This window comes from Ruegeria sp. THAF33 (genome assembly GCF_009363615.1).
Lineage (GTDB): Bacteria > Pseudomonadota > Alphaproteobacteria > Rhodobacterales > Rhodobacteraceae > Ruegeria.
On record NZ_CP045384.1, the window covers coordinates 1 to 23,766 of the forward strand.

At 54.8% G+C, this 23,766-nt stretch carries 21 protein-coding genes; 14 read left to right on the top strand and 7 right to left on the bottom strand.

Annotated elements, in window-relative coordinates:
- The 3 genes from dnaA (at window position 1) to recF (ending at window position 3,890) form a co-directional block, all read left to right on the top strand.
- On the top strand, window positions 1-1,386 hold the full coding sequence (gene dnaA / locus FIU92_RS00005) for a chromosomal replication initiator protein DnaA (RefSeq protein ID WP_152456610.1): 1,386 nt from the start codon (window positions 1-3) through the stop codon (window positions 1,384-1,386).
- A 225-nt stretch (window positions 1,387-1,611) separates the two neighbouring features.
- Window positions 1,612-2,733, top strand: coding sequence for a DNA polymerase III subunit beta (gene dnaN, locus FIU92_RS00010; protein WP_152456611.1), 1,122 nt, complete (start codon window positions 1,612-1,614; stop codon window positions 2,731-2,733).
- A gap of 59 nt (window positions 2,734-2,792) precedes the next feature.
- Entirely contained in the window at window positions 2,793-3,890 is a 1,098-nt protein-coding gene (gene recF, locus FIU92_RS00015; protein ID WP_172978438.1) for a DNA replication/repair protein RecF, read from the top strand.
- Here the strand turns inward: recF and FIU92_RS00020 are convergent.
- Window positions 3,887-4,453, bottom strand: a complete 567-nt coding sequence (locus tag FIU92_RS00020) for a carboxymuconolactone decarboxylase family protein (protein ID WP_152456613.1) — start codon at window positions 4,451-4,453, stop codon at window positions 3,887-3,889. The two genes, recF and FIU92_RS00020, sit on opposite strands and share 4 nt — an antisense overlap.
- Before the next feature lie 100 nt (window positions 4,454-4,553).
- Between FIU92_RS00020 and FIU92_RS00025 the strand changes: the two genes are divergently transcribed.
- From FIU92_RS00025 to FIU92_RS00040, 4 genes are all read left to right on the top strand, one after another.
- A complete protein-coding gene (locus FIU92_RS00025; protein WP_152456614.1) occupies window positions 4,554-5,126 on the top strand; it encodes a TetR/AcrR family transcriptional regulator in 573 nt (190 codons plus the stop codon).
- Between the two features lie 114 nt (window positions 5,127-5,240).
- Window positions 5,241-7,658: a DNA topoisomerase (ATP-hydrolyzing) subunit B gene (gene gyrB / locus FIU92_RS00030; RefSeq protein ID WP_152456615.1), complete on the top strand. Its 2,418-nt coding sequence runs from the start codon at window positions 5,241-5,243 to the stop codon at window positions 7,656-7,658.
- A gap of 194 nt (window positions 7,659-7,852) precedes the next feature.
- Window positions 7,853-8,365, top strand: a complete 513-nt coding sequence (locus tag FIU92_RS00035; protein WP_254705325.1) for a TetR/AcrR family transcriptional regulator — start codon at window positions 7,853-7,855, stop codon at window positions 8,363-8,365.
- A 122-nt stretch (window positions 8,366-8,487) separates the two neighbouring features.
- Complete coding sequence (locus FIU92_RS00040; RefSeq protein WP_152456617.1) at window positions 8,488-9,594, top strand: alkene reductase; 1,107 nt, start codon at window positions 8,488-8,490, stop codon at window positions 9,592-9,594.
- 599 nt (window positions 9,595-10,193) lie between these two features.
- On the opposite strand, the gene FIU92_RS00045 is transcribed toward FIU92_RS00040, so the two are convergent.
- Window positions 10,194-11,528, bottom strand: coding sequence for a hypothetical protein (locus FIU92_RS00045; RefSeq protein WP_152456618.1), 1,335 nt, complete (start codon window positions 11,526-11,528; stop codon window positions 10,194-10,196).
- An 87-nt stretch (window positions 11,529-11,615) separates the two neighbouring features.
- On the opposite strand from FIU92_RS00045, the gene FIU92_RS00050 reads away from it, so the two are divergent.
- The 6 genes from FIU92_RS00050 (at window position 11,616) to FIU92_RS00075 (ending at window position 16,590) form a co-directional block, all read left to right on the top strand.
- Window positions 11,616-11,861 carry a hypothetical protein gene (locus tag FIU92_RS00050; RefSeq protein WP_152456619.1) on the top strand — a complete coding sequence of 82 codons (246 nt, stop codon included), beginning with the start codon at window positions 11,616-11,618 and terminating at the stop codon, window positions 11,859-11,861.
- Window positions 11,862-11,871: 10 nt separating this feature from the next.
- A complete protein-coding gene (gene gntH, locus FIU92_RS00055) occupies window positions 11,872-13,338 on the top strand; it encodes a guanitoxin biosynthesis MBL fold metallo-hydrolase GntH (RefSeq protein WP_152456620.1) in 1,467 nt (488 codons plus the stop codon).
- A 14-nt stretch (window positions 13,339-13,352) separates the two neighbouring features.
- Window positions 13,353-14,333, top strand: a complete 981-nt coding sequence (locus tag FIU92_RS00060) for a GTP-binding protein (protein ID WP_152456621.1) — start codon at window positions 13,353-13,355, stop codon at window positions 14,331-14,333.
- Between the two features lie 721 nt (window positions 14,334-15,054).
- Window positions 15,055-15,558, top strand: a complete 504-nt coding sequence (locus FIU92_RS00065; protein ID WP_152456622.1) for an aggregation factor core — start codon at window positions 15,055-15,057, stop codon at window positions 15,556-15,558.
- Between the two features lie 13 nt (window positions 15,559-15,571).
- Window positions 15,572-16,024, top strand: a complete 453-nt coding sequence (locus FIU92_RS00070; RefSeq protein ID WP_152456623.1) for a TspO/MBR family protein — start codon at window positions 15,572-15,574, stop codon at window positions 16,022-16,024.
- Window positions 16,025-16,074: 50 nt separating this feature from the next.
- Complete coding sequence (locus FIU92_RS00075) at window positions 16,075-16,590, top strand: CIA30 family protein (RefSeq protein WP_254705326.1); 516 nt, start codon at window positions 16,075-16,077, stop codon at window positions 16,588-16,590.
- A gap of 104 nt (window positions 16,591-16,694) precedes the next feature.
- On the opposite strand, the gene FIU92_RS00080 is transcribed toward FIU92_RS00075, so the two are convergent.
- Window positions 16,695-18,005 carry a phospholipase D family protein gene (locus FIU92_RS00080; RefSeq protein ID WP_254705327.1) on the bottom strand — a complete coding sequence of 437 codons (1,311 nt, stop codon included), beginning with the start codon at window positions 18,003-18,005 and terminating at the stop codon, window positions 16,695-16,697.
- A gap of 517 nt (window positions 18,006-18,522) precedes the next feature.
- Between FIU92_RS00080 and FIU92_RS22970 the strand changes: the two genes are divergently transcribed.
- Window positions 18,523-18,651 carry a hypothetical protein gene (locus FIU92_RS22970; RefSeq protein WP_254705381.1) on the top strand — a complete coding sequence of 43 codons (129 nt, stop codon included), beginning with the start codon at window positions 18,523-18,525 and terminating at the stop codon, window positions 18,649-18,651.
- Window positions 18,652-18,860: 209 nt separating this feature from the next.
- Here the strand turns inward: FIU92_RS22970 and FIU92_RS00090 are convergent, their stop codons facing one another.
- From FIU92_RS00090 to FIU92_RS00105, 4 genes are all read right to left on the bottom strand, one after another.
- Window positions 18,861-20,798 carry a DUF3604 domain-containing protein gene (locus FIU92_RS00090; RefSeq protein ID WP_152456626.1) on the bottom strand — a complete coding sequence of 646 codons (1,938 nt, stop codon included), beginning with the start codon at window positions 20,796-20,798 and terminating at the stop codon, window positions 18,861-18,863.
- A 165-nt stretch (window positions 20,799-20,963) separates the two neighbouring features.
- Complete coding sequence (locus tag FIU92_RS00095) at window positions 20,964-21,641, bottom strand: GntR family transcriptional regulator (RefSeq protein WP_254705328.1); 678 nt, start codon at window positions 21,639-21,641, stop codon at window positions 20,964-20,966.
- On the bottom strand, window positions 21,638-22,669 hold the full coding sequence (locus tag FIU92_RS00100; RefSeq protein WP_152456627.1) for a Gfo/Idh/MocA family protein: 1,032 nt from the start codon (window positions 22,667-22,669) through the stop codon (window positions 21,638-21,640). The genes FIU92_RS00095 and FIU92_RS00100 overlap by 4 nt, the downstream gene beginning before the upstream one ends.
- Window positions 22,666-23,754 carry an isocitrate/isopropylmalate dehydrogenase family protein gene (locus FIU92_RS00105; protein WP_152456628.1) on the bottom strand — a complete coding sequence of 363 codons (1,089 nt, stop codon included), beginning with the start codon at window positions 23,752-23,754 and terminating at the stop codon, window positions 22,666-22,668. The genes FIU92_RS00100 and FIU92_RS00105 overlap by 4 nt, the downstream gene beginning before the upstream one ends.
- Window positions 23,755-23,766 lie beyond the last annotated feature (12 nt).

The following is a 23,766-nucleotide window of genomic DNA, read 5'->3' on the forward strand; positions in this document are numbered from 1 at the left end:
ATGACACAAGAGAAATGGGGACTACTGCGTAACAAGTTGCTGAAGGCCATCGGTCGGAACAATTATACGACCTGGATCGAGCCTTTGGAATTCAAGGAGCTTCAGGACGGCGTGGCGGTTTTCTCGGTGCCGACTAATTTCATGGGCAATTACGTCAGCCAGAATTTTGCGGACCTCATTTTATACGAGCTGAACACCGCAGGTGAAACTGTGCAGCGTCTGGATTTCCGCGTCGCCGCAAACTCGCCTGCCCGGCCCAAGCCAGCTGTCGATACGCCGCCGGTGGCAAAGCCTGAACCTGTCGCCGCGCCGAGCGAGGATCCGGCGCAGGATACATTGGAATCGCTTCAGGCCGCCCCGTTGGATTCCCGCTTTACCTTTGACAGTTTTGTCGTCGGCAAGCCCAATGAACTGGCCCATGCGGCTGCGCGTCGGGTATCCGAGGGCGGGCCGGTGACCTTCAATCCGCTGGTTCTGTACGGCGGCGTAGGGCTGGGTAAGACCCACTTGATGCATGCCATCGCATGGGAGCTGAAAACCAAACATCCGGAACTGAACGTTCTGTACCTGTCGGCGGAACAGTTCATGTACCGGTTCGTGCAGGCCCTGCGCGAGCGTCGGATGATGGATTTCAAACACCTGTTCCGTTCGGTTGACGTTTTGATGGTTGATGACGTGCAGTTCATCGCCGGCAAGGATTCCACTCAGGAAGAGTTTTTCCACACGTTCAACGCGCTGGTGGACCAGAACAAGCAGATCATCATCTCGGCCGACCGCGCCCCGGGCGAGATCAAGGATCTGGAAGATCGGGTGAAATCCCGCCTGCAATGTGGTCTGGTGGTTGACCTGCACCCGACCGATTATGAACTGCGTCTGGGCATTTTGCAGAACAAGGTGCAGCAATACAGCTCATCCTATCCGGACCTGACGATTGCCGATGGCGTTCTGGAATTCCTGGCGCATCGCATCTCGACCAATGTTCGGGTGCTGGAAGGTGCCCTGACCCGTCTGTTCGCCTTTGCCTCGCTGGTTGGTCGCGAGATCGACATGGAACTGACGCAGGATTGTCTGGCGGATGTGCTGCGCGCCTCGGAACGTAAGATCACCGTTGAAGAGATCCAGCGGAAGGTGTCCGAGTACTACAACATCCGGCTCTCTGACATCATCGGCCCGAAGCGCCTGCGTTCTTACGCGCGTCCGCGTCAGGTGGCGATGTATCTGTGCAAGCAGTTGACCAGCCGGTCGCTGCCCGAGATCGGCCGCCGTTTTGGCGGGCGCGATCACACGACGGTCATGCATGGCGTCAAGCGCATTGAAGAGTTGAAGCTGACCGATGGTCAGATCGCTGAAGATGTGGAAATGCTGCGCCGGTCGCTTGAAGCCTGATCCGCGCCTCTAATGCAGGAAACCGCCCCGGTTCCTCGGACCCGGGGCGTTTCTTGTGCGCATTAGTCCACGGTTGGATCAGAACTGGTGCCTGTCAGGCACGCTGCCCTTGACGCTGGACGCAATCCAACCCAGAAATCCGTAAAAAATCCTTGTGCCTCAGGGTGGAACCGCTAACGTGCCAGTCCCGCCCATGTCGGTACGCAAGTCAGAGGAATTGAGGGTATGAAGATCAGCATCGAACGCGGCACCCTTCTCAAGGCCGTTTCGCAGGCCCAATCCGTTGTGGAACGTCGCAACACCATACCCATACTTGCGAATGTGTTGATCGAGGCGGAAGGTGATCAGGCGCTGTTTCGCGCGACCGATCTGGATATCGAAGTGGTCGACAAAGCCCCGGCGCAGGTCGAGAAAGCCGGTTCCACTACCGTGGCCGCGACCACCTTGCACGAGATCGTGCGAAAACTGCCCGACGGAGCGTTGGTCACGCTGACCGCCGACAGCGCGGCAGGGCGTCTGACGGTTGAGGCCGGTCGGTCAAATTTCTCGTTGGCGACGCTGCCGAAAGAGGATTTCCCGGTCATGGCGTCGTCGGAGTATCAATCAAATTTCACGGCTTCGGCTGCCTTGCTGCGTCGGTTGTTCGACAAGTCGAAATTCGCAATCTCAACAGAAGAGACACGGTATTATCTGAATGGTGTCTACATGCATGTGGCCGCCGGATCCGATGGCGGCAAGGTGCTGCGCTGCGTGGCCACCGACGGCCACCGGCTTGCTCGGATCGATGCCGATTTGCCGGATGGTGCAGAGGGCATGCCGGGCGTTATCGTCCCGCGGAAAACCGTGGGCGAACTGCGCAAGCTGCTGGACGATGATGAAATGGATATCGCGGTTTCGGTCAGCGAAACCAAGGTGCGTTTCGCCACGCCGGATATCACGCTGACCTCGAAGGTCATTGACGGAACCTTTCCCGACTACACGCGCGTTATCCCGCAAGGAAATACGCGCAAGCTGGAAGTGGATGCTGCCGAGTTCGCACAGGCCGTGGACCGGGTGGCAACGGTGTCTTCCGAGCGTTCGCGTGCGGTAAAGCTGCAACTGGATGGCGACAAGCTGGTCCTGTCGGTGAACGCTCCAGACAGTGGCGCGGCCGAGGAAGAACTGGCCGTCGCCTATGGTGATGAGCGTCTGGAGATCGGGTTCAATGCCAAATATCTGCTGGAGATCGCGTCTCAGGTGGATCGAGAGAATGCGGTGTTCATGTTCAATTCAGCTGGCGACCCGACCCTGATGCGCGAAGGCAATGATCAGAGCGCGGTTTACGTCGTCATGCCAATGCGCGTCTGATCGCGCGGACGCGCGATGCCTACGGCGGGAGTATTTTTGAAAAGATGAAGGGAGGGGTCATGGGATTGGCCCTGACCGAGCTTACGGTCTCGCATTTTCGGTCTCACAAGCTGGCGCGGTTGTCTCTGGACGGGCGACCGGTGGCGATTCACGGGCCGAACGGGGCGGGCAAGACCAATATTCTGGAAGCGGTATCCTTGTTTTCACCCGGTCGCGGAATGCGGCGGGCAAGCGCGGCCGAGATGACGCGGCGGCCCGAGGCGTTGGGCTGGAAACTGTCGGGACTGTTGCAATCGCAGGGTCAGAATTTCGAAATCGAAACCTGGTCTGAGGGTGGTGCAGCACGGCAGGTGAGGATTGATGGAAAATCCGCCACCCAGATTGATCTGGGTAAACTTGCGCGGGTGGTCTGGCTGGTTCCATCCATGGACCGCCTGTGGATTGAAGGGGCCGAAGGCCGGCGCCGGTTTCTTGATCGCATTGCGCTCAGTTTTGATCCGTCTCATGCAGAGGCCTCGCTGACGTACGAAAAAGCAATGCGCGAACGGAACCGTTTGCTGAAAGAGCAGGTTCGGGACGAGCATTGGTATGCTGCGCTTGAGGGTCAGCTGGCAGAGATGGGGCATCGTATCCACGCAGCGCGATTGGCGGCGTTGAGTCATCTGCGGGTGGCGCAGGACCAGGCGGAAACGGCTTTTCCGTCTGCCGAGTTGGAATTGGTGCAAACCGAAGGCGCGATGCCGGAAACGGCTGAGGATTTGCGCGAGACTTTGAATGAAAGCCGGTTCAGGGATCTGGCTGCGGGTCGGACTTTGGTTGGGCCGCATCGGTCAGACTTGTATGGCGTCTTTGCTGCCAAGGGTGTTCCCGCCAAGGATTGTTCGACCGGTGAGCAGAAGGCGCTGCTGGTTTCATTGATTCTGTCCAATGCCCGAGCTTTGGCCGCAATGGTGGGTGCGCCACCGATCGTGTTGCTGGATGAGGTGGCTGCTCATCTGGACGCGGGTCGGCGCGCTTCACTTTATGACGAGATTTGTGCGTTGGGTGCTCAGGCCTGGATGACGGGCACCGGGCCTGAACTGTTTGAGGAGTTGGGTGACCGGGCCCAGACGCTGATCGTGACCGAAGGCGATGAGGGGTCGGTCGTGGCGGCTTAGGCCGGTTCGTTGACTTTGCGCTCCCACAGGAAACCGCGCATGACTTCATCGACCGGTGTTTTGGCCATGTGGTTGACGTAGTTTGACATGGTTTTTTGTGCCAGGCCCAGCACCACGTCCAGAACCGCACGATGCGAATAGCCCGCGTCGAAGAACGCCTGAAGCTGTTCCTCGGTCGGGTTGCCACGGGTTTCCATCACTTGCAGGGTGAAGGTGCGCAGCGCTTCGAGCTTGGGCGAAGGCAGTGGGGTTTCATTGCGCAAAGCCTCAGTTATCTCGTCTGATACCTTCATCATCTTTGCGATGCCGGTGTGCGCGGGCACGCAGTAATGGCATTCGTTTTCCACATTGATGGTCTGCCAGACGACGGTCTTCTCATCGTTGTCAAAATCGGTCTGCAAGAACAGGCTGTGCAGAACTTGATAGCCTTCAAGGTGCTGTGGGCTTTCTGCCATTACCTTGTGCAGGCCCGGCAAACGGCCAAAGGCGGCCTGGGACTTTTCCAGCAGTGGTTTGGATGCTTCGGGTGCGGATTCGATATCATGAGACGGGAAAGTGGCCATGTCGGAACTCCTGTTTTTGGCGCGATGGGTAGTATTTAGGGTTTCTTGAGTGATCACTCAAGTATATATTTGAGTAAACGTTCAAGAATTGGTGATGCCGATGCCCCGAAAACCCGCATATGATCGCGACGCGTTGATCGAGAAGGCCCGTGACATCTTTTGGCGTCAGGGCTGGGCTGGTACGTCGCTGAAGGACCTTGAGCGGGAATTGAAGCTGAAACCTGGCAGTTTCTACGCGGCTTTCGGGTCGAAGGATGCGCTCTATGCGTTGACGCTGGAAAGCTACACGCAAGAAGGCGTGGCGCGCCTGAACGCCCTTGCTGAAAGACTGGGGCCGAAGGAAGCGCTCAAGGCGCAACCTCGTTTGGTCATCGAAGCGGTCGAGAACCCGGCAAAGGCTTGCATGTTGGCAAAGACATATGCCGAGTTGCAGGCGAAGGATCATGCGCTTGCGGATCAGGCCGCGCTTCACATGGCGGAAATGAAGGCGTGTTTCGCCGACCTGTTTCGCAGCGCCCAGGCTGCCGGTGAAATCCGGCCTGAACATGACCCAGATCGGCTGGCGGCCCGGTATCAGTCGGACATTCTGGGGCTTCGGTTATCGGCCGAACGCAAGGATGTCGATGCGCTGGAAATCGCGGCGGATATCGCTTCTGACATCGACCGGTTATGAGGTGGATTCGGATGGGCAGAAAACGACCCGAGTACACACAAAATATTGGGGGATCGCGTGACAATCCCCACCAGAAAACGTATAAGGTACCAAAATAATATAGGTACTGACTGAATGTCCGAAGACGCACAGGCTCCTCAAGAATACGGCGCAGATTCCATCAAAGTTCTCAAGGGCTTAGAAGCCGTTCGCAAACGCCCCGGGATGTATATCGGGGACACGGATGATGGATCGGGCCTGCACCACATGGTGTATGAGGTTGTCGACAACGGAATTGACGAAGCGTTGGCGGGTCACGCCGACCATGTGACCGTGAAAATTCACGCGGATTCCAGCGTTTCGGTCAGCGATAACGGCCGCGGAATTCCTGTTGATATCCACCCGGAAGAAGGCGTTTCAGCGGCAGAGGTCATCATGACCCAGCTGCACGCGGGCGGCAAGTTCGACAGCAACTCGTACAAAGTGTCGGGCGGCCTGCATGGCGTGGGTGTTTCGGTGGTAAACGCCCTGTCGGATTGGCTGGAGCTGCGCATCTGGCGCGCGGGCAAAGAGCACGTGGCGCGATTTGAGGGTGGTGAAACGGCAGAGCATCTGAAGGTTGTCGGCGAATGCGGCGATCGTACGGGAACCGAAGTGCGGTTTCTGGCGTCGACCGACACGTTCTCGAATCTCGAATACTCGTTCGAGACGTTGGAAAAACGGCTGCGCGAACTGGCCTTCCTGAACTCGGGCGTGCGGATCATCCTGATCGACGAACGCCCTGCCGAGCGGCTGGAAACCGAGCTGTTCTACGAGGGCGGCGTGAAGGAATTCGTCAAGTACCTCGACCGATCCAAAACGCCGGCCATGCCCGAGCCGATCTATATCAAGGGCGAGCGCGACGATATCGGTGTCGAGATCGCCATGTGGTGGAATGACAGCTACCACGAAACGGTGCTGCCATTCACCAACAACATCCCGCAGCGCGACGGCGGGACCCATGTGGCTGGGTTCCGGGGGGCTTTGACCCGGACGATCAACAACTATGCGCAGTCCAGCGGGATCGCGAAAAAGGAAAAGGTCAGCTTCACCGGTGACGATGCGCGCGAAGGTTTGACCTGCGTATTGTCGGTGAAAGTGCCCGATCCGAAATTCTCGTCCCAGACCAAGGACAAGCTGGTTTCCTCCGAGGTCCGTCCGGCTGTCGAAGGTCTGATGAATGAAAAACTGGCCGAGTGGTTCGAAGAAAACCCCAACGAGGCCAAGAATATTGTCGGCAAGATCATCGAGGCTGCGTTGGCCCGGGAAGCTGCGCGGAAGGCGCGCGAGCTGACCCGGCGCAAGACGGCGATGGATGTGAACTATCTGGCTGGCAAGCTGAAGGATTGTTCCGAGAAAGATCCGTCGAAAACCGAAGTTTTCCTCGTCGAGGGTGACTCGGCAGGTGGATCGGCACAGACCGGACGGGATCGTCTGACGCAGGCGGTTCTGCCCTTGCGGGGGAAAATCCTGAACGTGGAACGCGCCCGGTTCGACCGGATGCTGTCGTCTCAGGAAATTGGCAACCTCGTCATGGCGCTGGGTACGGGCATTGGCCGCGATGAATTCAACATTGAAAAGCTGCGCTACCACAAGATCGTCATCATGACCGATGCGGATGTGGACGGCGCGCATATCCGGACCCTGTTGCTGACCTTCTTCTATCGGCAGATGCCAGAGCTGATCGAGGGCGGGTACCTCTATATCGCGCAACCGCCGCTGTACAAGGTTTCCCGCGGGAAGTCAGAGGTTTACCTGAAGGATCAGGCCGCTCTGGATGACTATCTGATCAATCAGGGCGTCGAAGGCGCGGTTCTGAAACTCGGCTCGGGTGAGGAAATCATCGGTCAGGATCTGACCCGCGTGGTGGACGAGGCGCGTCAGCTGAAACGTGTGCTGGACGCGTTTCCAACGCATTACCCGCGGCATATTCTGGAACAGGCCGCCGTGGCCGGTGCCTTTGTGCCCGGCGCGGTCGATGCTGACCTGCAAGGTGTGGCTGATAAAGTCGCCGCACGGCTGGATCTGATCGCGTTGGAATACGAACGCGGTTGGCAGGGTCGGATCACACAGGATCACGGCATCCGGCTGGCCCGTATCCTGCGCGGTGTCGAAGAGGTCCGCACGCTGGATGGCCCGATGCTGCGCTCGGGCGAGGCGCGCAAGACCGGCAGCTTTACGCAGAGCCTGCAAGAGATCTACAACTCTCCGGCCACATTGAACCGTCGTGATCGCAGCCAGATGATTCACGGTCCGCTGGACTTGTTGCGCGCCATTCTGGAAGAGGGTGAAAAGGGCTTGTCCTTGCAGCGCTACAAAGGCCTGGGTGAGATGAACCCTGACCAGCTGTGGGAAACGACACTGGATCCGGATGCGCGGACACTGCTGCAAGTGCGCGTGGATGACATGGTTGAGGCGGATGATCTGTTCACCAAGTTGATGGGTGATGTCGTGGAACCTCGTCGGGAGTTCATCCAGAAAAACGCCTTGAGTGTTGAGAATCTGGATTTCTGATCATGTTGTAGCAAGTTCCTTTGCCGAACAGACCTGCGAATGAAGTCGGATGAACAGCTTTATCTGACTGGTCCCTTGAAATTCTGGACTGATCATTCCACATCTATGCCATGAACAAAGAAACCCTTCCAATTGCCGACATCAAGTCGCCCGTAGGCCCGGGTAGGCCTCGTGCCTTTGACGAAGCCGATGCTTTGGAAAAAGCCTTGTGCGTATTTTGGCACAAGGGCTACGAGGCCGCGTCGGTGGACGATCTGACCAAGGCCATGGGTTTGAGCCGTTCCAGCTTCTATGGAACCTTCGGAAACAAGCAGGCATTGTTTCGCAAAGCCCTCAGCCACTATTCAAGACGTGGTTTGAAAGCTTTGCACGACGTCGCGGACGCGGGCGGAGATGACCCCGTCGGCGCGATAATGGAAGCCTTGGCGAACCCGCAAGGAGGTCGTGACGGCTGCATGCTGATCAACTGCCTTACCGAGCTTGCCCCGCATGATGATGAAGTGGCCGATCTCGGACGCCACCATTTGGAGAGCATTGACAAAATTATTGCGGAAGCGCTTGAGCCTTCAGATCCAAGTCTGGCGCTCGACAGGGCGCGCGCCTATGCCTCCCTTGCCATTGGCACACTAGCCTTGCGTAAGGCGGGCGTTCCCGCTGAGCAGATATCGCAAACCCTGAAACAAGCCCGGTTGGTGATTTCACCATAAGGTCTCCCGCCACCATTACGAAATGAAACCTAACACAAACTCAAACAAGAGACAGTGAGCACAATATTGGACTAGTTGGTCCAATAATATCTGAACGAAGTTTACCAAAGAAGGAAGCAGCAATGGCTGATGAAAAACTGTTCTCGGGCATCAAAGCTGGCGCAATCGAGCTGAAGAACCGCATTGTCATGGCGCCACTTACCCGTAACCGGGCAAGAGCTGAGGATGACAGTGTCCATGAATTGCAGGCCGAGTACTACGCGCAGAGGGCAGCTGCTGGTCTGATCATCACGGAAGCATCGCAAATCTCGCCCCAAGGCAAAGGCTATGCCTGGACGCCCGGCATTTATTCCAAAGCACAAATCGACGGCTGGAAAAAAGTGACTGAGGCCGTCCATGCCAAAGACGGGAAGATCGTGATCCAGCTTTGGCATGTCGGACGGATTTCGCATTACAGCTTGCAGGAGGGTGGTGAAGCCCCTGTTGCGCCATCCGCAATTGGCGCTAAGGCCAAGACGTTTGATGGTGAGCAGTTTGTTGAAACTTCCGAACCGCGGGCTCTGGCCATCGAAGAAATTGCTGACATCGTTGCGGACTACCGGAGGGCCGCGGAAAACGCCAAAGAGGCTGGTTTCGACGGTGTAGAGGTCCATGCAGCCAACGGATACCTTATCGATCAGTTCCTGCGCGACGGGTCGAACAAGCGTGAAGACGAATACGGTGGTCCTGTTGAGAATAGAGCGCGATTCTTGAAAAAGGTGATGGACGCTGTTGTCGACGTGTGGGGCGCCGACCGCGTCGGTGTCCGCCTCAGCCCGTTCTCGGACGCTAACAACATTTTCGACAGCGATCCACAGGCGACATTCTCGCATGCGATCAAATTGTTGAATAGCTATGGGTTGGCCTATCTCCATCTCGTAGAAGGGCAGACCGGCGGCCCGCGCGATATTCCTGAAGGTGGTGACCTAAAGGCGCTCTATGAATTGTTTGACGGAGTTAAAATGGGCAACAACGCTTATGACCGAGACATGGCGATTGAAGCGGTCGAGACCGGCGCCGTCGATCTGGTGGCCTTTGGTCGGCCGTTTATTTCCAACCCGGATCTTGTGAACCGGCTGGAGAAAGACGCCGCACTGAATGAGCTCGATCCAACCACTCTCTACGGCGGCAATGAAAAAGGGTATAACGATTATCCGGCACTGGAAGAGGAAGCAGTCGCCGCAGAGTGATACATCGCTCTTAACCCCTTAGCGACGGGCTATACCAAGCAAAGTGAGCGCGCCGGGTTGGACGCGCTCACCCAGCAACTACGGAGATCTCTATTCTTAAGGCGAGGGCCTATCACAAGCCTGAAAATGAACTGCTGCCATATGATCAAGTTGGAATTTATCCTATCAGGATGCATCCTTGTTTGAGAGGCGCCCGGTTTTAGTTGAGGGAGACGTGCAGTGGCTACAATCAATTGAACGCGTTTCTCGAGCCGCGCAGTGTCGTCAGTAAAACGTGCAAAATAATTCAGTCTTTTGGCGTAGTCTTTGCGGTTACGGCCCCTTGCGTTGCTGAATCCCGCAAAGGTCCTCCTTAGGAACCTTGGGTTCTATGCAGCCTTTCTTGCTTGGACTTTCGCAAATGTCTGCGATGCGCAGAAAGCGGGCTGTGCAAAGTCGTCCGGATTCGTCAATTCTTGCAATCTTCAATGGCTTTCAACGCTGTAAAGCTTTCGGACCAAGTCCAATCATTCGAGTTCAACGTCGCTTTGTACCTCTGAATGTGACATCAAGGATTGACCCTAGAACACTTTGCATCGGCTGCGATACGACGTGTTTGATCAGTATCTAGTCAGAGTATCAAGTATCGCTTGCCGCGTTGCGTCATCATTGTGGAAGATCCTGCCGGCGAGAAACTCCGATGGAAACTCAGGCCACGTTTTGCGCATTTCAGTGACCAGTCGTTGTGCTTCTTGCGAATGTCCCAGCTGATCCTGCGCAACGGCCTGAAATAGGAGCGACGGAGCACTCACGGGCGCACCGGCAGCGGGCGCGCCTTGAAATGCTTCGACAACCTTTTCGTAATTCCCGAGCATAAGCTGCGATACACCCCAAATATTACGTGCGCCAAAGCGGCCCGATCCTGACCTTAGTCTTTCGGGATTGCTAACCTCGGCAGCAAGTTCCGGTGCGTTAGCCAGGATGGCTGTGATGCCGACAAGATCCAGGATATGACCATCATTCGGAGCAAGTTCGACGGACATTCTTGCATATTTTTTAGCCTCGACTGGATTATTTTGGGCAGCCAATACCCAACCATTTGCGCCGTTTGCCCAGGCATCTGTCGGAGACAGATCAAGCGCCCTTCCCGACATCTCCGAAGCCTTGCTGATAAGGTCATCTCTTTGCGCTGTGTCCGGGGACAAAATAGCCAAAGTCGCCAGAACTTGTGCCGATCCGGCGTAGCCATCGGAAAGTGCCGGGTCCAACTCCGTGGCATGCTGGAACATTCCTAATGCTATTTGCTGTCGTTTGACATCGAAAACAGGAAAAAACATTCCTCTGGCTTGATCCGCAAGGTTAGCCGCCTGAAGTCTCGTCAAAGACTGCTCACCAAGGGCTGCTCTTTCAGCCTGTCCTAGGGATTGGGTTGGGGGCAAAACCACATTGCTATCTTGAACCAGCCAAAAGCCAAGTCCAGTAATCAGTACAAGGCCACCCAGTCCAAACGGCAGCATTTTTTTCAAACGCGGATGTTCTGCAAGCACATCGCTACTCGGTACCTCTGAAGTGTCGTATGCTGTCGTATTTTTTTGCGAAAACCGTGGCTTGTATCCACCCGGATCAACAAAAATGCGAACCCCTTTGCCGTTCCATTGATCTTCGTAAAACTCATGAAGCAGTCGACGCAGCCGTCTGGCTTCAACGCGAACGAGATTTCGGCCACCGGTGCCATCAATACTTCGACCGTAAACTTCGACTGCGATTGCTTTGCCACGGATTTGGGCGCCGCGACCAGCGAGAGTTTCTTCGACCACGTAAGTAATAAATTGCTGGAGTCGCGGCGAAGCCTGGAACGCGACGCTTGAAACAACGCTCTGAAGTGCTTGTCGGACAAGCTCCGGCGATGGCGGTGCAATATCTTGATCTATCGGCAATTCATTAGCTTGGTTCAAAGCAAACTCACCCCCAACTCACGGTGACTCACTTGGCCTGCATCGTCAACCGCACTCATCTTGATCTGAGAATAGATAGTGGGAACCATGGATAATCCAGTGACTTGGGAACTGAGTGACGAGCTTCCAGAGCTTTCCGATGCGCTCTCAGGGTTTAACGAAACGGATGCGTTGCTCAGCGAGGCAATCGAAGACCTGAAGAAAGTATCGGCACTGTTGGATGACACATCAATACCAGCCCCAGAGCGCGCGGAATGGACCCACATCAAATCTGAGCTGATCAACGAGCTTCGCCGGATGGTGAAGCGAAGCCTTCGCAACACTTCTAACTGAGGACTGGTCCATGACTAAGGAAGACACTGGGAAAGACCTGGACAACAAACAGGGGCAACCAACAGAGCAAATCGAAGACCCGTCGCGGCGGAGTGTTCTAAAGGGCTTGGCCACTGGAGCGGCCGCGACAGGGGCAGCTGGGTTTGCGGCAGGAAGTGCCGAGGCCCACGAAGGAGACGGCCCCCTGGGAGAAACACTCAAGAACCCATATGGCGGTCGACCCGCAGGCGGCATATCATTGCCAGAGTACTTCCGCCCGACGAAGTACATGACCGGTTCAAACGCGAACTATTTTCCACTGAGTGAGGAGTTGGGGCCAGATGAGATGCGCATCTCATTCTGTGGTTCAACACCGTATCCACCGCGCGAAGATCAGGCGGGTACTTGTATCATGGTGGAGTTGGGGAATGGAAAGCGGTTCTTCTTCGATTTTGGCTCCGGTTGTGTCCGCAACATCGTTGCCATGCAAGTACCGGGGCAACTGATCAACGACATCTTCATCTCTCACCTACATGTCGACCACTATGCCGACATTCCGTATATTTACCCGTTCCGTGCCTGGTCGGGTGGCTACACGCCATTGCGCATTCACGGTCCCTCTGGTCGGACACCGGAACTTGGGACCGCCGGAATGGTCAAAGGCATGCAACAGATGCTCAAATGGCATCTAGAGGCCTTTGATGTGTTCCCGATTGGGGACGGCTACGAGATCGAAGTCAATGAATTCGATTTCCGTCAGGAAGGCGGCATCGTTTATGACGAAGATGGCGTGACTGTCCGGTCCTGGCCACGAAGCCATGCCAAGGACGGTGCGGTTGGCTATCGACTCGATTGGAACGGGCTGAGCTTTGTATGGACCGGCGATGGTCGCCCGGATGAGCTTTCACGAAAATACGGCGAAGGTGTTGATGTCTTTGTAACCGAAATGTCGGGACAGGATATTGGTCAGCTGATGACCTACAAATATGGTATCCCACAAGATCTCTTTAACTACACTATCGATACGCATCACACCTCCCACTATGCCGTGGGTAAGCTCTTTGCTGACACAAGGCCGCGTTTGGGAATGGTGACACACTATACCCAGGACGAAGACATCGATGCAGAAATGCTGGCTGGTATTCGCGCCCACTACGACGGTCTGTTCCAATGGGGTCTCGATGTAGCCGTTGTGAACGTGACCAAGGATGCAATCTGGTACAGGAAAGCTGCACTGCCCGGAAAATCCGGTACTGTTCCGCCATTCCGCGAACTGGCTGCGGCAGCCGAGGCCGGACGTATCGAGCTTCCAGATGAAATCACACTACCGAACCCGAGGCTCACCCGAGCAGATCAGCAAGATCAGAAGTACAGAGATATGGAGATTGATCCACGCGAGTACTACCCAACTGACGTTTTCCGAGCACCCGGCGGGGACTGGCCGCAGGACTTTACCATCAAAGTTTCGGATGTAATCGGCACGCGTGATGAAGACTGAGAGGAGATCGAACGATGATTGAATTTGGTTCGACTTCTGCGATCCCCGTGACGATCCTTACCGGCTTTCTAGGAGCCGGTAAGACAACACTTTTGAACCGCATCCTGACAGGCAATCACGGGTTGCGGGTTGCGGTTCTGGTAAATGACTTTGGATCCATCAATGTCGATGCCGATCTTGTAGTCGGCCTCGAAGATGATGTGATGAGCCTGGCTAATGGTTGCGTTTGTTGCTCGATACGAGATGACCTGATCGAAACGGTGGAAGCCGTACTTGCCCGGCCTGAGAAGCCGGAATACATCGTCCTTGAGGCAAGTGGTGTGTCCGACCCGTCGTCTATCGCGATGACATTTACCGATCAGAAGTTTCGGGACATGATCCGCTTGGACAGCCTAATGTGTCTTGTCGATGCGGAACAGCTATTTGCTGCGCCGGAACAAATGGAACTGAAGCTCCGTCAAATCGCGTTCTCGGACATGGTTATTTTAAACAAGGTCGATCTCGTCGACAGGGCAGCTGTTCAGAAGGTGCACGATTGGCTTGGGTCTCGCTTCCGTCGATATCGCCTGGTCGAAGCTGTCAATGCCGACGTCCCACTGGATATACTTCTTTCCGTTGGTCGCTTTGCCGCCGAACAGCTCGAAACAACAATACCCGATCATCACGAACATGGACCAGATTGTGGTTGCCGCCACTCTGATCACTCGGACAGTTTTTCAACAACCATGATGAAAGCTGAACGCCCGATAAGCCTATCTTCTCTCCGGAACGCAATTCGGAAGCTTCCAGGCGATGTCTATCGCCTCAAGGGTTTTGTTTTTAGCGAGGAGGACCCGGATCATCGCATTCTCGTTCAGGTCGTTGGAAAACGTATGGACATCGCAAGGGATGGGGTATGGGGCCACCGAAAACGCGAAACAAGGCTTGTTGCAATAGGTGCACCGGGTGCCCTGTCAGAATGCGAGCTTTCCGATGCGTTGTTGGCGACCGTATAGCGGCAAGTTCGACCAAACTTGCTTGCGTGTGATTCTTAAATTCCAACTCGTAACCGCTCGAAAACCCGCAGCGCCAAGGACCAAATAAGGAGAAACACCTGATTGCTGAAACAGATTGGGAAATTGGTTCAAGCGATCACATGACCCGCACCTGCCACTGCGTTTGTATTATCGGGCACGGCTGTATGCGCGCAGGACCTCTCAGGTCCAGAACTTGAAGATGCCGCCCCAGAACCCGGATTGCCGTGTTCAGCCGGAGGACAAGATGCCGAGTTGTTTTCTGCTTTCTACGGGCCCGGGGCGTTACCTCGGGTTTCAAATCTCCTTTTCTGGGGTTCTAGGGGCAAATTCAGGATGCCTATATTTTTTCAACCGAGGAAAATCTGGAAGCCATGCAGCGGGTGACGTCAGTGTTTTAACAAAGTCAGGCGAGGTCGGAACAATGCGCTGCGCGTCAGTGTTGCACGCCAATGTTCCCGGTGAATTGCGTGCGACGCTTCTCATCAGGGACTTTGGGAACGATTCCGACGATCCACCCGTGGCAGTCTAAGTTATTGGCTACCTGCATTTCATCGAGGCCGCACTTGATCTCCGAGGCGCGATTGTAGCCGTAACTTCGAAAGCAATTATTGGCTGAACCACGATAGGCAAAAGGTATTAATCTGATCCAAGACACCCGCCGAGGCGTATTTATCAAGTACCTCTTAACAAGGAGAAAAGAATGCTTCCACCCAGCATTATCGCTGCGACCCTTGGATTTTTCGCAGCCACTTCGCTTCAAGCTGGTGTTCAAATTCGCTTCGTAGAGGGCGCACCAAAGGATCGTTTTGTTCTGACAAATGTCGGAACGTGCGACGTCGTAGCCTCGACCGTCAAAATTGACTTGTCGCAATCTGCCGGAAGCTTGATTTTCGACGTTACCGAAAAAGGCGCTGGCGTGGAGGTTTTTCAACCTCTCGAATTCGTTGAAGGTGCTGACGCACTGCGTCAGCTTCCGTCGGTCGTGGACGGGCAAAATACAATTGAACTTGAGATCGCCTCCCTCGCGGCAGGGGAACAACTCGCTTTTACCATCGATGTAGATGACACCATTGGGCAACGCGAAATCACTGTTTCTGGGTCGGAGATCGAGGGCGCCATGGTGTCATATACTGCCTCGGATGAGACCAATACTGCGACCTTCTCTTCCGAAGCGTTCGTCAACGTGATGACCAAGGATTGCTGAGAGCTGCCCGGCAATGTCGGACTGGTTGATCCGCATAGCATTTCTTGTGCTCATGCTCGGAGGCGGCATCCTGATCGGGATACTAACCGCACCCGGTGATTGGTATGCGCAACTTTCTAAACCTGCTTTCAATCCACCAAATTGGATTTTTGGCCCGGTTTGGACGGCGCTTTATGTATTGATCGCGATGGCGGGCTGGCGCCAGTTCGAAGCAGACCGGAGCTCGGCCGCCATGAAGTTGTGGTGGGCGCAGATGGGGCTGAACTTTTTGTGGTCACCAACCTTTTTCGTACTGCAAATGCCGTGGGTTGCCTTTGTGGTCATTGTTGCGTTGCTGGCTGTCATCTTCGTGTTCATCGCTCGGGTGAGGAACTCGGATCCAGTCTCCGCGCTGGCCTTCCTGCCGTATTGTGCATGGGTCGCATTTGCCACGGCGCTTAATCTTTCTATTGCGATACTGAACTGAGAAGGAACAACATGCGTGCCAACTTCTTTGGGCTTTTTTCGGGGCTTGTTATGCTCGGATCTACAATGGCACAGGCTGATGAAAACCTTGCTGAGGACTTTTCCAAGTCTCCCGAGACGCGTTGGGACTATGTTGCGGACACAGTCATGGGAGGCGTCTCTTCAGGGAAAGTGCAGTTTCGTACGGAAGGTGATGTCGCATTCGCGCATCTGACCGGAACCGTCAGTACAAAAAACAACGGTGGCTTCATCCAGTTCCGACGCAAGTTGCCTGATCGGCCCGATGTTGGCGTATCGGGCGTAAGGCTGTTGGTCCGGGGTAACGGCGAGCAATATTTTGTTCACCTCAGGACACGTGGCACCGTGCTTCCTTGGCAATACTATCAGGCCGAGTTTCCAACTTCAGAAGACTGGACCGAAGTCTCTTTGCCTTTGTCAGCCTTCAAGGCTTCAGGTGCTATGTTGCGCGCTATTCCCGTCGCTGACGAAATCACCTCGGTTGGAGTTGTAGCCTATGGGCGCGATCACGAGGCCCGTGTGGATGTCAGCGAGATTGGGTTTTACTGAAGGTCGCCCGGGCGATGGCCAGAAATACGTCTGGGCGTCCCCCTTTCGGTGTAGCCGCGCCCCCAAAAAGGGCGACATGCCATCAGATTATTTGTCAAAAAGACCTAAAGCTGCGACCCAATTGGCAAAATACTCAGGAAACCGGAAACTATGTGATCCCAGGCTGATCCAGTCGGCTCGGATTCATATTCAAGGACGTTGCCATCATCATCTCTTGTCGTCCATCTAAGCTGGCCAGCTTGCTCGAGTGTGACGTGATATGTGTATGCGGGCAGCGCATCGTCTAGGGCACCCATCGTCTGTGCAGTCAATGCTGGCGAGTCAATCAGAATTCCCATCTCGGTGTTGATGTTGACAGACCGGGGGTCCCAGTTGAACGACCCTACGAACAAGTATCGGTCATCAACCGCAAATGCCTTGGAGTGTAGGCCTGATCGCGATTGAGCCCAGTTAATCCCGCGGCGTTGAACTTGATAAGCGTCGGGTCGCAGTTCGTACAGTTCTACTCCACCGCGTAAAAGTGCTCGGCGTTTTTTAGCGTAGTGTGCGTAAACGGGTGCGACGTCGTTAGACGCAAGTGAATTGGTTACGACCTTTACGTCGACCCCGCGCCTCTCGAGTTCGGTCAACCATTTCACGCCGTTGTTGCGCGGCACGAAATAGGCGGACACGATATTCACCTCACTGCGGGCATTCTCAAAATACGGAAGCAATTGAGATGCCAGAACGGGGTCTGAACTATCCAGACCCGCCGCTTTTGAAGGTGGATCAGCATATAGTTTCGCAGGCTGCCAATCCAGTGACAGGGCTCCATCTGCGAAGTTCTCTTGTGCTGACTTTCTGAGGGCGGCGCCGTACTGCGTTTGCTTCGCTTCTTCGACCAGTTCCTTCAACCTGCTTCGTGCATCGCTAAGGTCAAATTCTTCGGGTTCCCCAACGACCGCACGTGCCGGAACGGCGAACTCGCTGTTCCAGTAAGAGTCAAAGCTACGCGACACTTCGCGTACAACGGGGCCTGCGGCCAGCACATCCAGATCAGCGTAGTTCATTTCTTCCCGTGCCAGAAAGTACTCGGCACCGATGTTTCTTCCACCCACAATCGTGAACACATTGTCTGCCGTCATGGACTTGTTGTGCATTCTTCGATTGATGCGTTTGAAATCTGTGATACCCGCAATCAAAAGGCTCTGATCTCGCCAAAATGGATTGAATAGCCTGATCTCAATATTTTTGTGATTGTCCAACGCGGCCGTCATCGCGTCATAGCTGGACGTGTCCATGTCATCCAGCAACAATCGGACACGAACACCCCGATCTGCTGCCTGCAAAAGACTGGCTGCAAAAAGGTGACCTGTTGGGTCGTTGTGTAGAAGGTAGTATTGCGCGTCTATCGTTCGCTCGGCAGCAGCCGCCAACAGCAGCCGTGAAACAAACGCTTCTTCTCCATCACTGATCAGCTTGATGCCTGACCGACCGTCTTTGGGGTCCCCAAGGCGATCGGCCGCCTGGCCCAGAGCCGTGCCCGAATTCGCCGGCAGCGCAGCCGATGCTGTCTTTTCATATGTACGGGATTTTGGAGCGCAAGCGACAAGAAACAGCGCGCAACAAACCCCAATCACGAACTTCCATTGCGCCATAGGTTTCCTCCAACCGTATGCCCTAAGTGACTACGCCGGACCATGCGATGGCAAGTTTGTTCTATGACGCCTGAGGTTGTTTCGTTTGTAAGTGTTGATTTCGCATACCAGCAATGGCGGAATTGTCAGTCTGATGCCGGGCGACGGTTTGATGGCTCTTTTTGGAGTTCCGCAGCCACCGCCGAACTTTGCGCAAAGCTCAGTGTAGGAAGGACATCAAATGCATAACATGATTGAGATGTAAGTTCACGAGCGGCGCTCAGAAGGGAAAAGTGACCTGAAAATCAGCATCGGAATAGCGACTGGCGAAGTCGTCGCGGGCTATGCCGGTACAGATAATCGGGCGACGTATACTTGTATCGGATCGACCGTAAACCTTGCTGCTTACCTTGGGACAGAGACGCAGAAAACCAGAAGCCTTTAATTGATTGATCAAGAAGTCTTCGATCTGTCGGTGGCGGCATATGTGTTGGACACATTTGGTGGAACCATGATCAAGGGTTTCTCCGATCCATTCGGCATCCATGCGCTATGACCAATCGAGCGACCTCAAAAAATGGCTGAAACACTTGAAGTATTCGACGCAGTTTATGAGGGCTTAGAGCGTAAAGCAGAACAGTCAGCAAGTTCGGACTATCGGTCAGGGGCGTACCAAATTGGCGAAGTGTATGCGCGTTCCTGCGCTGTCAATGGGACATTGTCTGGCATTTGTATTCCAAACTTAACGGCATCATACGCCGTCCAGCGGGGTGTCGGAATTTCGATCACTCGGGCGTAGTAAAACGCGCTTTCTGACGGATCAAAGTCGGGATCCTGCCACACGGTTCCTAACTCAGAAGCACCTATCGTGTTGGTCCACGAGGGGATTGAAAGGTTAACTGTGGTGCCTACGGATGGCAGCTTACCAGCGGCATCTGGTTCGCGGGAACCGGACCAGGCCACATCGTAGACTTTTTCCCGTTGCTCTCCATCTCCATCTAACCAACCCTTTATGATCTGGATTCGATCCAAGTTTGCTCCCATCGGATCACGAAGCGCGTATACCAGAAAAGTAGGAGAGCCTTCCCCACGGCCAAGATCGCCACCCATCGGCACACCTTTGGTGTATCCCACAAGCGCCAAGTCCCGCCGCAAGGCATCCTCTTCGGTAAAAGTATATCCACCGAACATACGGACGCGCATTCGGGGACCTGTTGTTGCGTAAGTTTCACGCCGATGCATCGCATCCCAGATGGCTGTGCGGGAATTCTCCTCGGCCCATACTGCTGTCAGACCGCCGGTAATATATTGCGACGACCGCAGCGCAACCGTCCCGTCAGCATACGTCTTGCTGACATGTTGGCTCCGTTCTTCGCTGGGCTCGTAGCCGGTAAATTTTCCGAAGAAATTGTCGTTGTCAGGGGCGGTCAAACCTGTGTGCGTGTCACTGGCCCCACCCAAACCAAACTTGAAAGGGTTCACCCCTAAAATTTTTTGAAGCGACAGGCCGCGAAGCAACCCGGATCGGGCATATTCGCCGGGCAGCATATCCGTCTCTTTTCGAACCGAAGCATCAAGGTTACCGAAGTCCCACGTTTCGAAGTCAGCAAATTCATCGTCAGGTGAAAGGAACGGGTGAGCCTCACCGTCCCCCTTTATCTGGGTTGGTTCATATAGCCTTTCCCATTTGTTTCGCGCTTCTGCGTATGCGGGATCTAACGGTACCCCGTCTGCAAAATCGTCAACGAGCGGGAACATCCAGCCGTTCGATAAGTTTCCATTGTGCGGAATAGCAAGCACACGCCCGCCGGTTGTTTGCTCATAGTTTTCCAACCACTTCCAAAGATCACGAGGGTTTGGTGAGCCGACCGGGGGCGTCGTTGTATAAGGCAGTATCTGCCTTGTGAGCTCAGGGCCGTCGCGAAATATCACGTTTCGGTGCAAATTGTTCCCTGCAACGAGAGATGTCCATTCATAGGCTATGAAGGTGCTGAACACGCCGGGGTCATTGTACTCCTCCGCGGCATCAATAATGTCGTCCCAAACACGGGCGTAAGCGGGATTGCCGGGTTGATAGTTCAGCGCAGGGGAAACCTGTCCTTGAGCAAATGCCGCGGTAAGCTCAAGCGCAGCTGCCAAGGCGGCTTCCCCACCTTTGTTGAATTCCTCGTGGAAATATCTGCCTTGCTCATCCGCCAGGATGTTGGGTGCACCCCCAATTATGTCGGTGATTGCTCCCATCGCATCCGAATGGTCTGTAATCATGAAGAAATCGAGAGGTATCGAAAGTTTTACTGGTTGACCCGTATTAGAGATTACCTCTTCGCCACGCGCAAACCGATAAGCATCTCGCGGCATCAGGCGTGTCCCGCCGCCGCCAGCGTCCCCGGAAAGACCGGTATGAACGTGGGTGTCTCCAAAATAGACTTGAGTTGGATACGCACGCTCAGCGTAAGGTGAATAAGGGCGACCAGAAGGTCCAGAAAGCCCAGACGGGTTTATTGCATCCTGAGCAAGGATTGGGTTCCCCAAAATGAGAGCGAGGGGTAAAACATAGCGAAACAACTTTTCCTCCATAATTGGAGGCATCATAACACAACTCCGGTACGGAGTATTTCCGGCCGAGAATAAATGTCTTCTGCACTTGAGGAGTAGACCCTCGGTGAACTTCACCAAATGGCTGCAACGAGCCGGGCGCAGCAAATTATCCCGTGGTCCTAGCGGTTTAATGAACTTTCGAAGAGCCGTCCAAGTGGTTCAAAGGCTGTTGAGCCGATGCTTCTCGAGTATCCCACAAAGCATAGTCTTGGCTTGGAGCCTGTGTTCTCGATGGCGTTCACGCGCCACATCCGGCCGACCTTCACTTATCGCTTGGAAAACAACACGATGATCCTCATTGGATTTGACTGGTAGCGGCCTGATAAACAGTGTCGTTGCGCGTGCGCGACGAACCTGGTCGCTCATCATGGCCACAATCGCTTCGACCCGTTTGTTGCCACCTAAACGCACGAGTTCCTGATGAAACAGCTCATCGGCCTCGGCCCAGGCTTCCAGGTCTTCGGCGTCGATGGCTTGGTCCATCTTTGCAATCGATCCAGCAAGTACCGACAGTTCATCATCTGAATAACCTGCTTCGGCTGCGCGCTGTGCTGCGAGACTCTCGAGTTCCGTCAATATGTCGTAAATTTCACGCATATCATCGGATGAAACAGGCAGTATCCGCACGCCCTTTCGGGGCCGCATTTCCAGCAAACCCTTACTTTCCAACATCAGTGCAGCTTCCCGTATCGGGGTGCGGGACATGCCAAGGGTCTCGGCGAGTTCAGATTCCAGATGGTCAGTTCCGGCCGCAAGTTCGCCGGATAGGATCATCCGCCGCAAATCCCTTACAGCGCGTTGTGTATTGGAAAGAGTTTTTGCTTCCTGATCCTTCACGGCGTCTCCAGGTTGATCTTTCGTCCCTCCGCAGCCGAGAGATAGATTTTCTCTTCTATGCGGATCACATCCAAATATTCTCGGGCCGTGTTTTCCAACAGCGTGCCCCGTAGAAGGCCCGAAATGACGTGACTTTGCAAGGCGTGGACACAGTCTCCTCCAAATCCTTCGTGATCGCTCGGAGGTAGAATCTGCTGTCGCTTCTGTTTTCCAAAAGCGCGGAATTCCACTGAACCGTCGCCGTTAAGAACCAGCGATCCTTTCGTTCCTTCAATAAGCGCTTCGCCCATGGTTTGGCGCAGGTTTTCGGCACTGTGATCAAGGCACCTGTTCCCGTCGAACAGAGCTTTCAAACCGTTTGGATGATCAAATAAGATGTAACCTGAGTCCTCGCCTGCGATAACGGGGTTCACTCGACGCAGGTCGGCATAAACCGCGCTGGGCGCCCCGAACAGAAACCGGAACGTGTCTACCCAGTGAACCGCTGTTTCATGAACGAGGAAACGCGGCATGTCCTGAAAGTAGGGCTGCCGGTCAAGATAGGCGCGTGGTCCCTGTCCGTCGCCGGGCCGAAGCCGGAAAGTCGCTTGAAGAGGCGTTCCAATTCGACCTTCAGCCATCGCTTCTTTGATTGCGCGGTACCAAGGCTGGAAGCGAAAGTTCTCGTGTACGACAATCGTTGCGCCAACCTCATCTGCTTCGGAAACAACCTCCTCCGCTTCACCCAGAGACAAGCAAAATGGCTTTTGGCAGATCAGCCACTTGATACCAAACCGCAGTGCCGTGCGGATGGCCTCGGCCTGCGCCACAGGAGGAAGGATGATGTCCACGAGATCTGGTTCTTCTGCCTCCAACATTTTCGACAGATCATCATAAGCCGCCAGCCCTGTTTCCCTCGCTTTTTTGATATCACGGTTGCAGGATGCAACTGGAACAGCGCCAGGCATTCTTGACCAGCTTTCGTAGTGGAACTTGCTGAAGTATCCCGCACCTACACACGCGACCCGAATGGCTTCTTTAGTACTCATGCCGGCAATGCTTCCAATACCGCTGAGGCTGCTTCCTGAGTTCCAGCTTTGCCGCCCAAGTCTCGCGTCAGGCTTTGACCGTTCGCCACTACCTTTTCCACGGCCTCGCGCAATCGAGCGCCGTCGCTGGACAGTTCCGGGTGATCATGGGTCAAACCCAACCATTCGAGCATCATTGCCGCAGATAGGAACATTGCAAAAGGGTTGGCAACACCCTGTCCCGCAATGTCCGGAGCGGAGCCGTGGCAGGGTTGGAACACGGCGTGGTTCAATCCGATATCTGCTGAAGGAGCCAGTCCAAGACCGCCCATAAGACCTGCACCAAGGTCAGAGAGGATATCTCCGAACATGTTCTCAGTTACCAAAACATCGAATTCCCAAGGCTTCTGGACCATCCAGAGGGCGGTCGCATCAACATAAGCATGGTCTGCTTGTAAATCGGGATGGCGTGCGGCCTCGGCGTCAAAGATTGATCTGAAGAATGCAAAGGCGCGGAATACATTGGCTTTGTCGACACAGGTTACTCGTCCCGGGCCGCGACCGGACGCCTTGCGGTTGTTGGCGAGGTCAAACGCGAAACGGAATAGCTTTTCGGATACCTCGCGGGTGATCAGCAGGGTTTCACGCGCCTCATCTTCCGTGACTTCGCCCGTTCCTTGGGTGAAGAACAACCCTTCGGTGCTTTCACGAATCAAAACAAAGTCGATCTCTTTTCCGGGAGGCAACGCCAAGGGTGTCATTTGTCCGCTGCTTACCTTTACCGGACGCACGCCAGCAAAAAGGCCAAGCTGCTTTCGCAGGTCTATCTGTGGAGAAATCTCGGTTCCGTCAGGATATCGAACATCCGGTAAACCCATTGCTGACAGCAGAATCGCGTCGGCCTTGCGTGCAGTTTCGAGTGATCCTGTTGGGAAAGATTCTCCAGTTTTGGCGTAGTGGCCTGCGCCTGCTGGTGCGTCTGTAAACGCCAACTCGTAGGTCGGATTACCGCGCGAGAGATGGCGCAAAATTTCAAGCGTAGGCGCCATAATTTCCGGGCCGATCCCGTCCCCGTGGAAAACCGCGATATCGTAAGTCTTTTTCATTTTGGCCCGCTT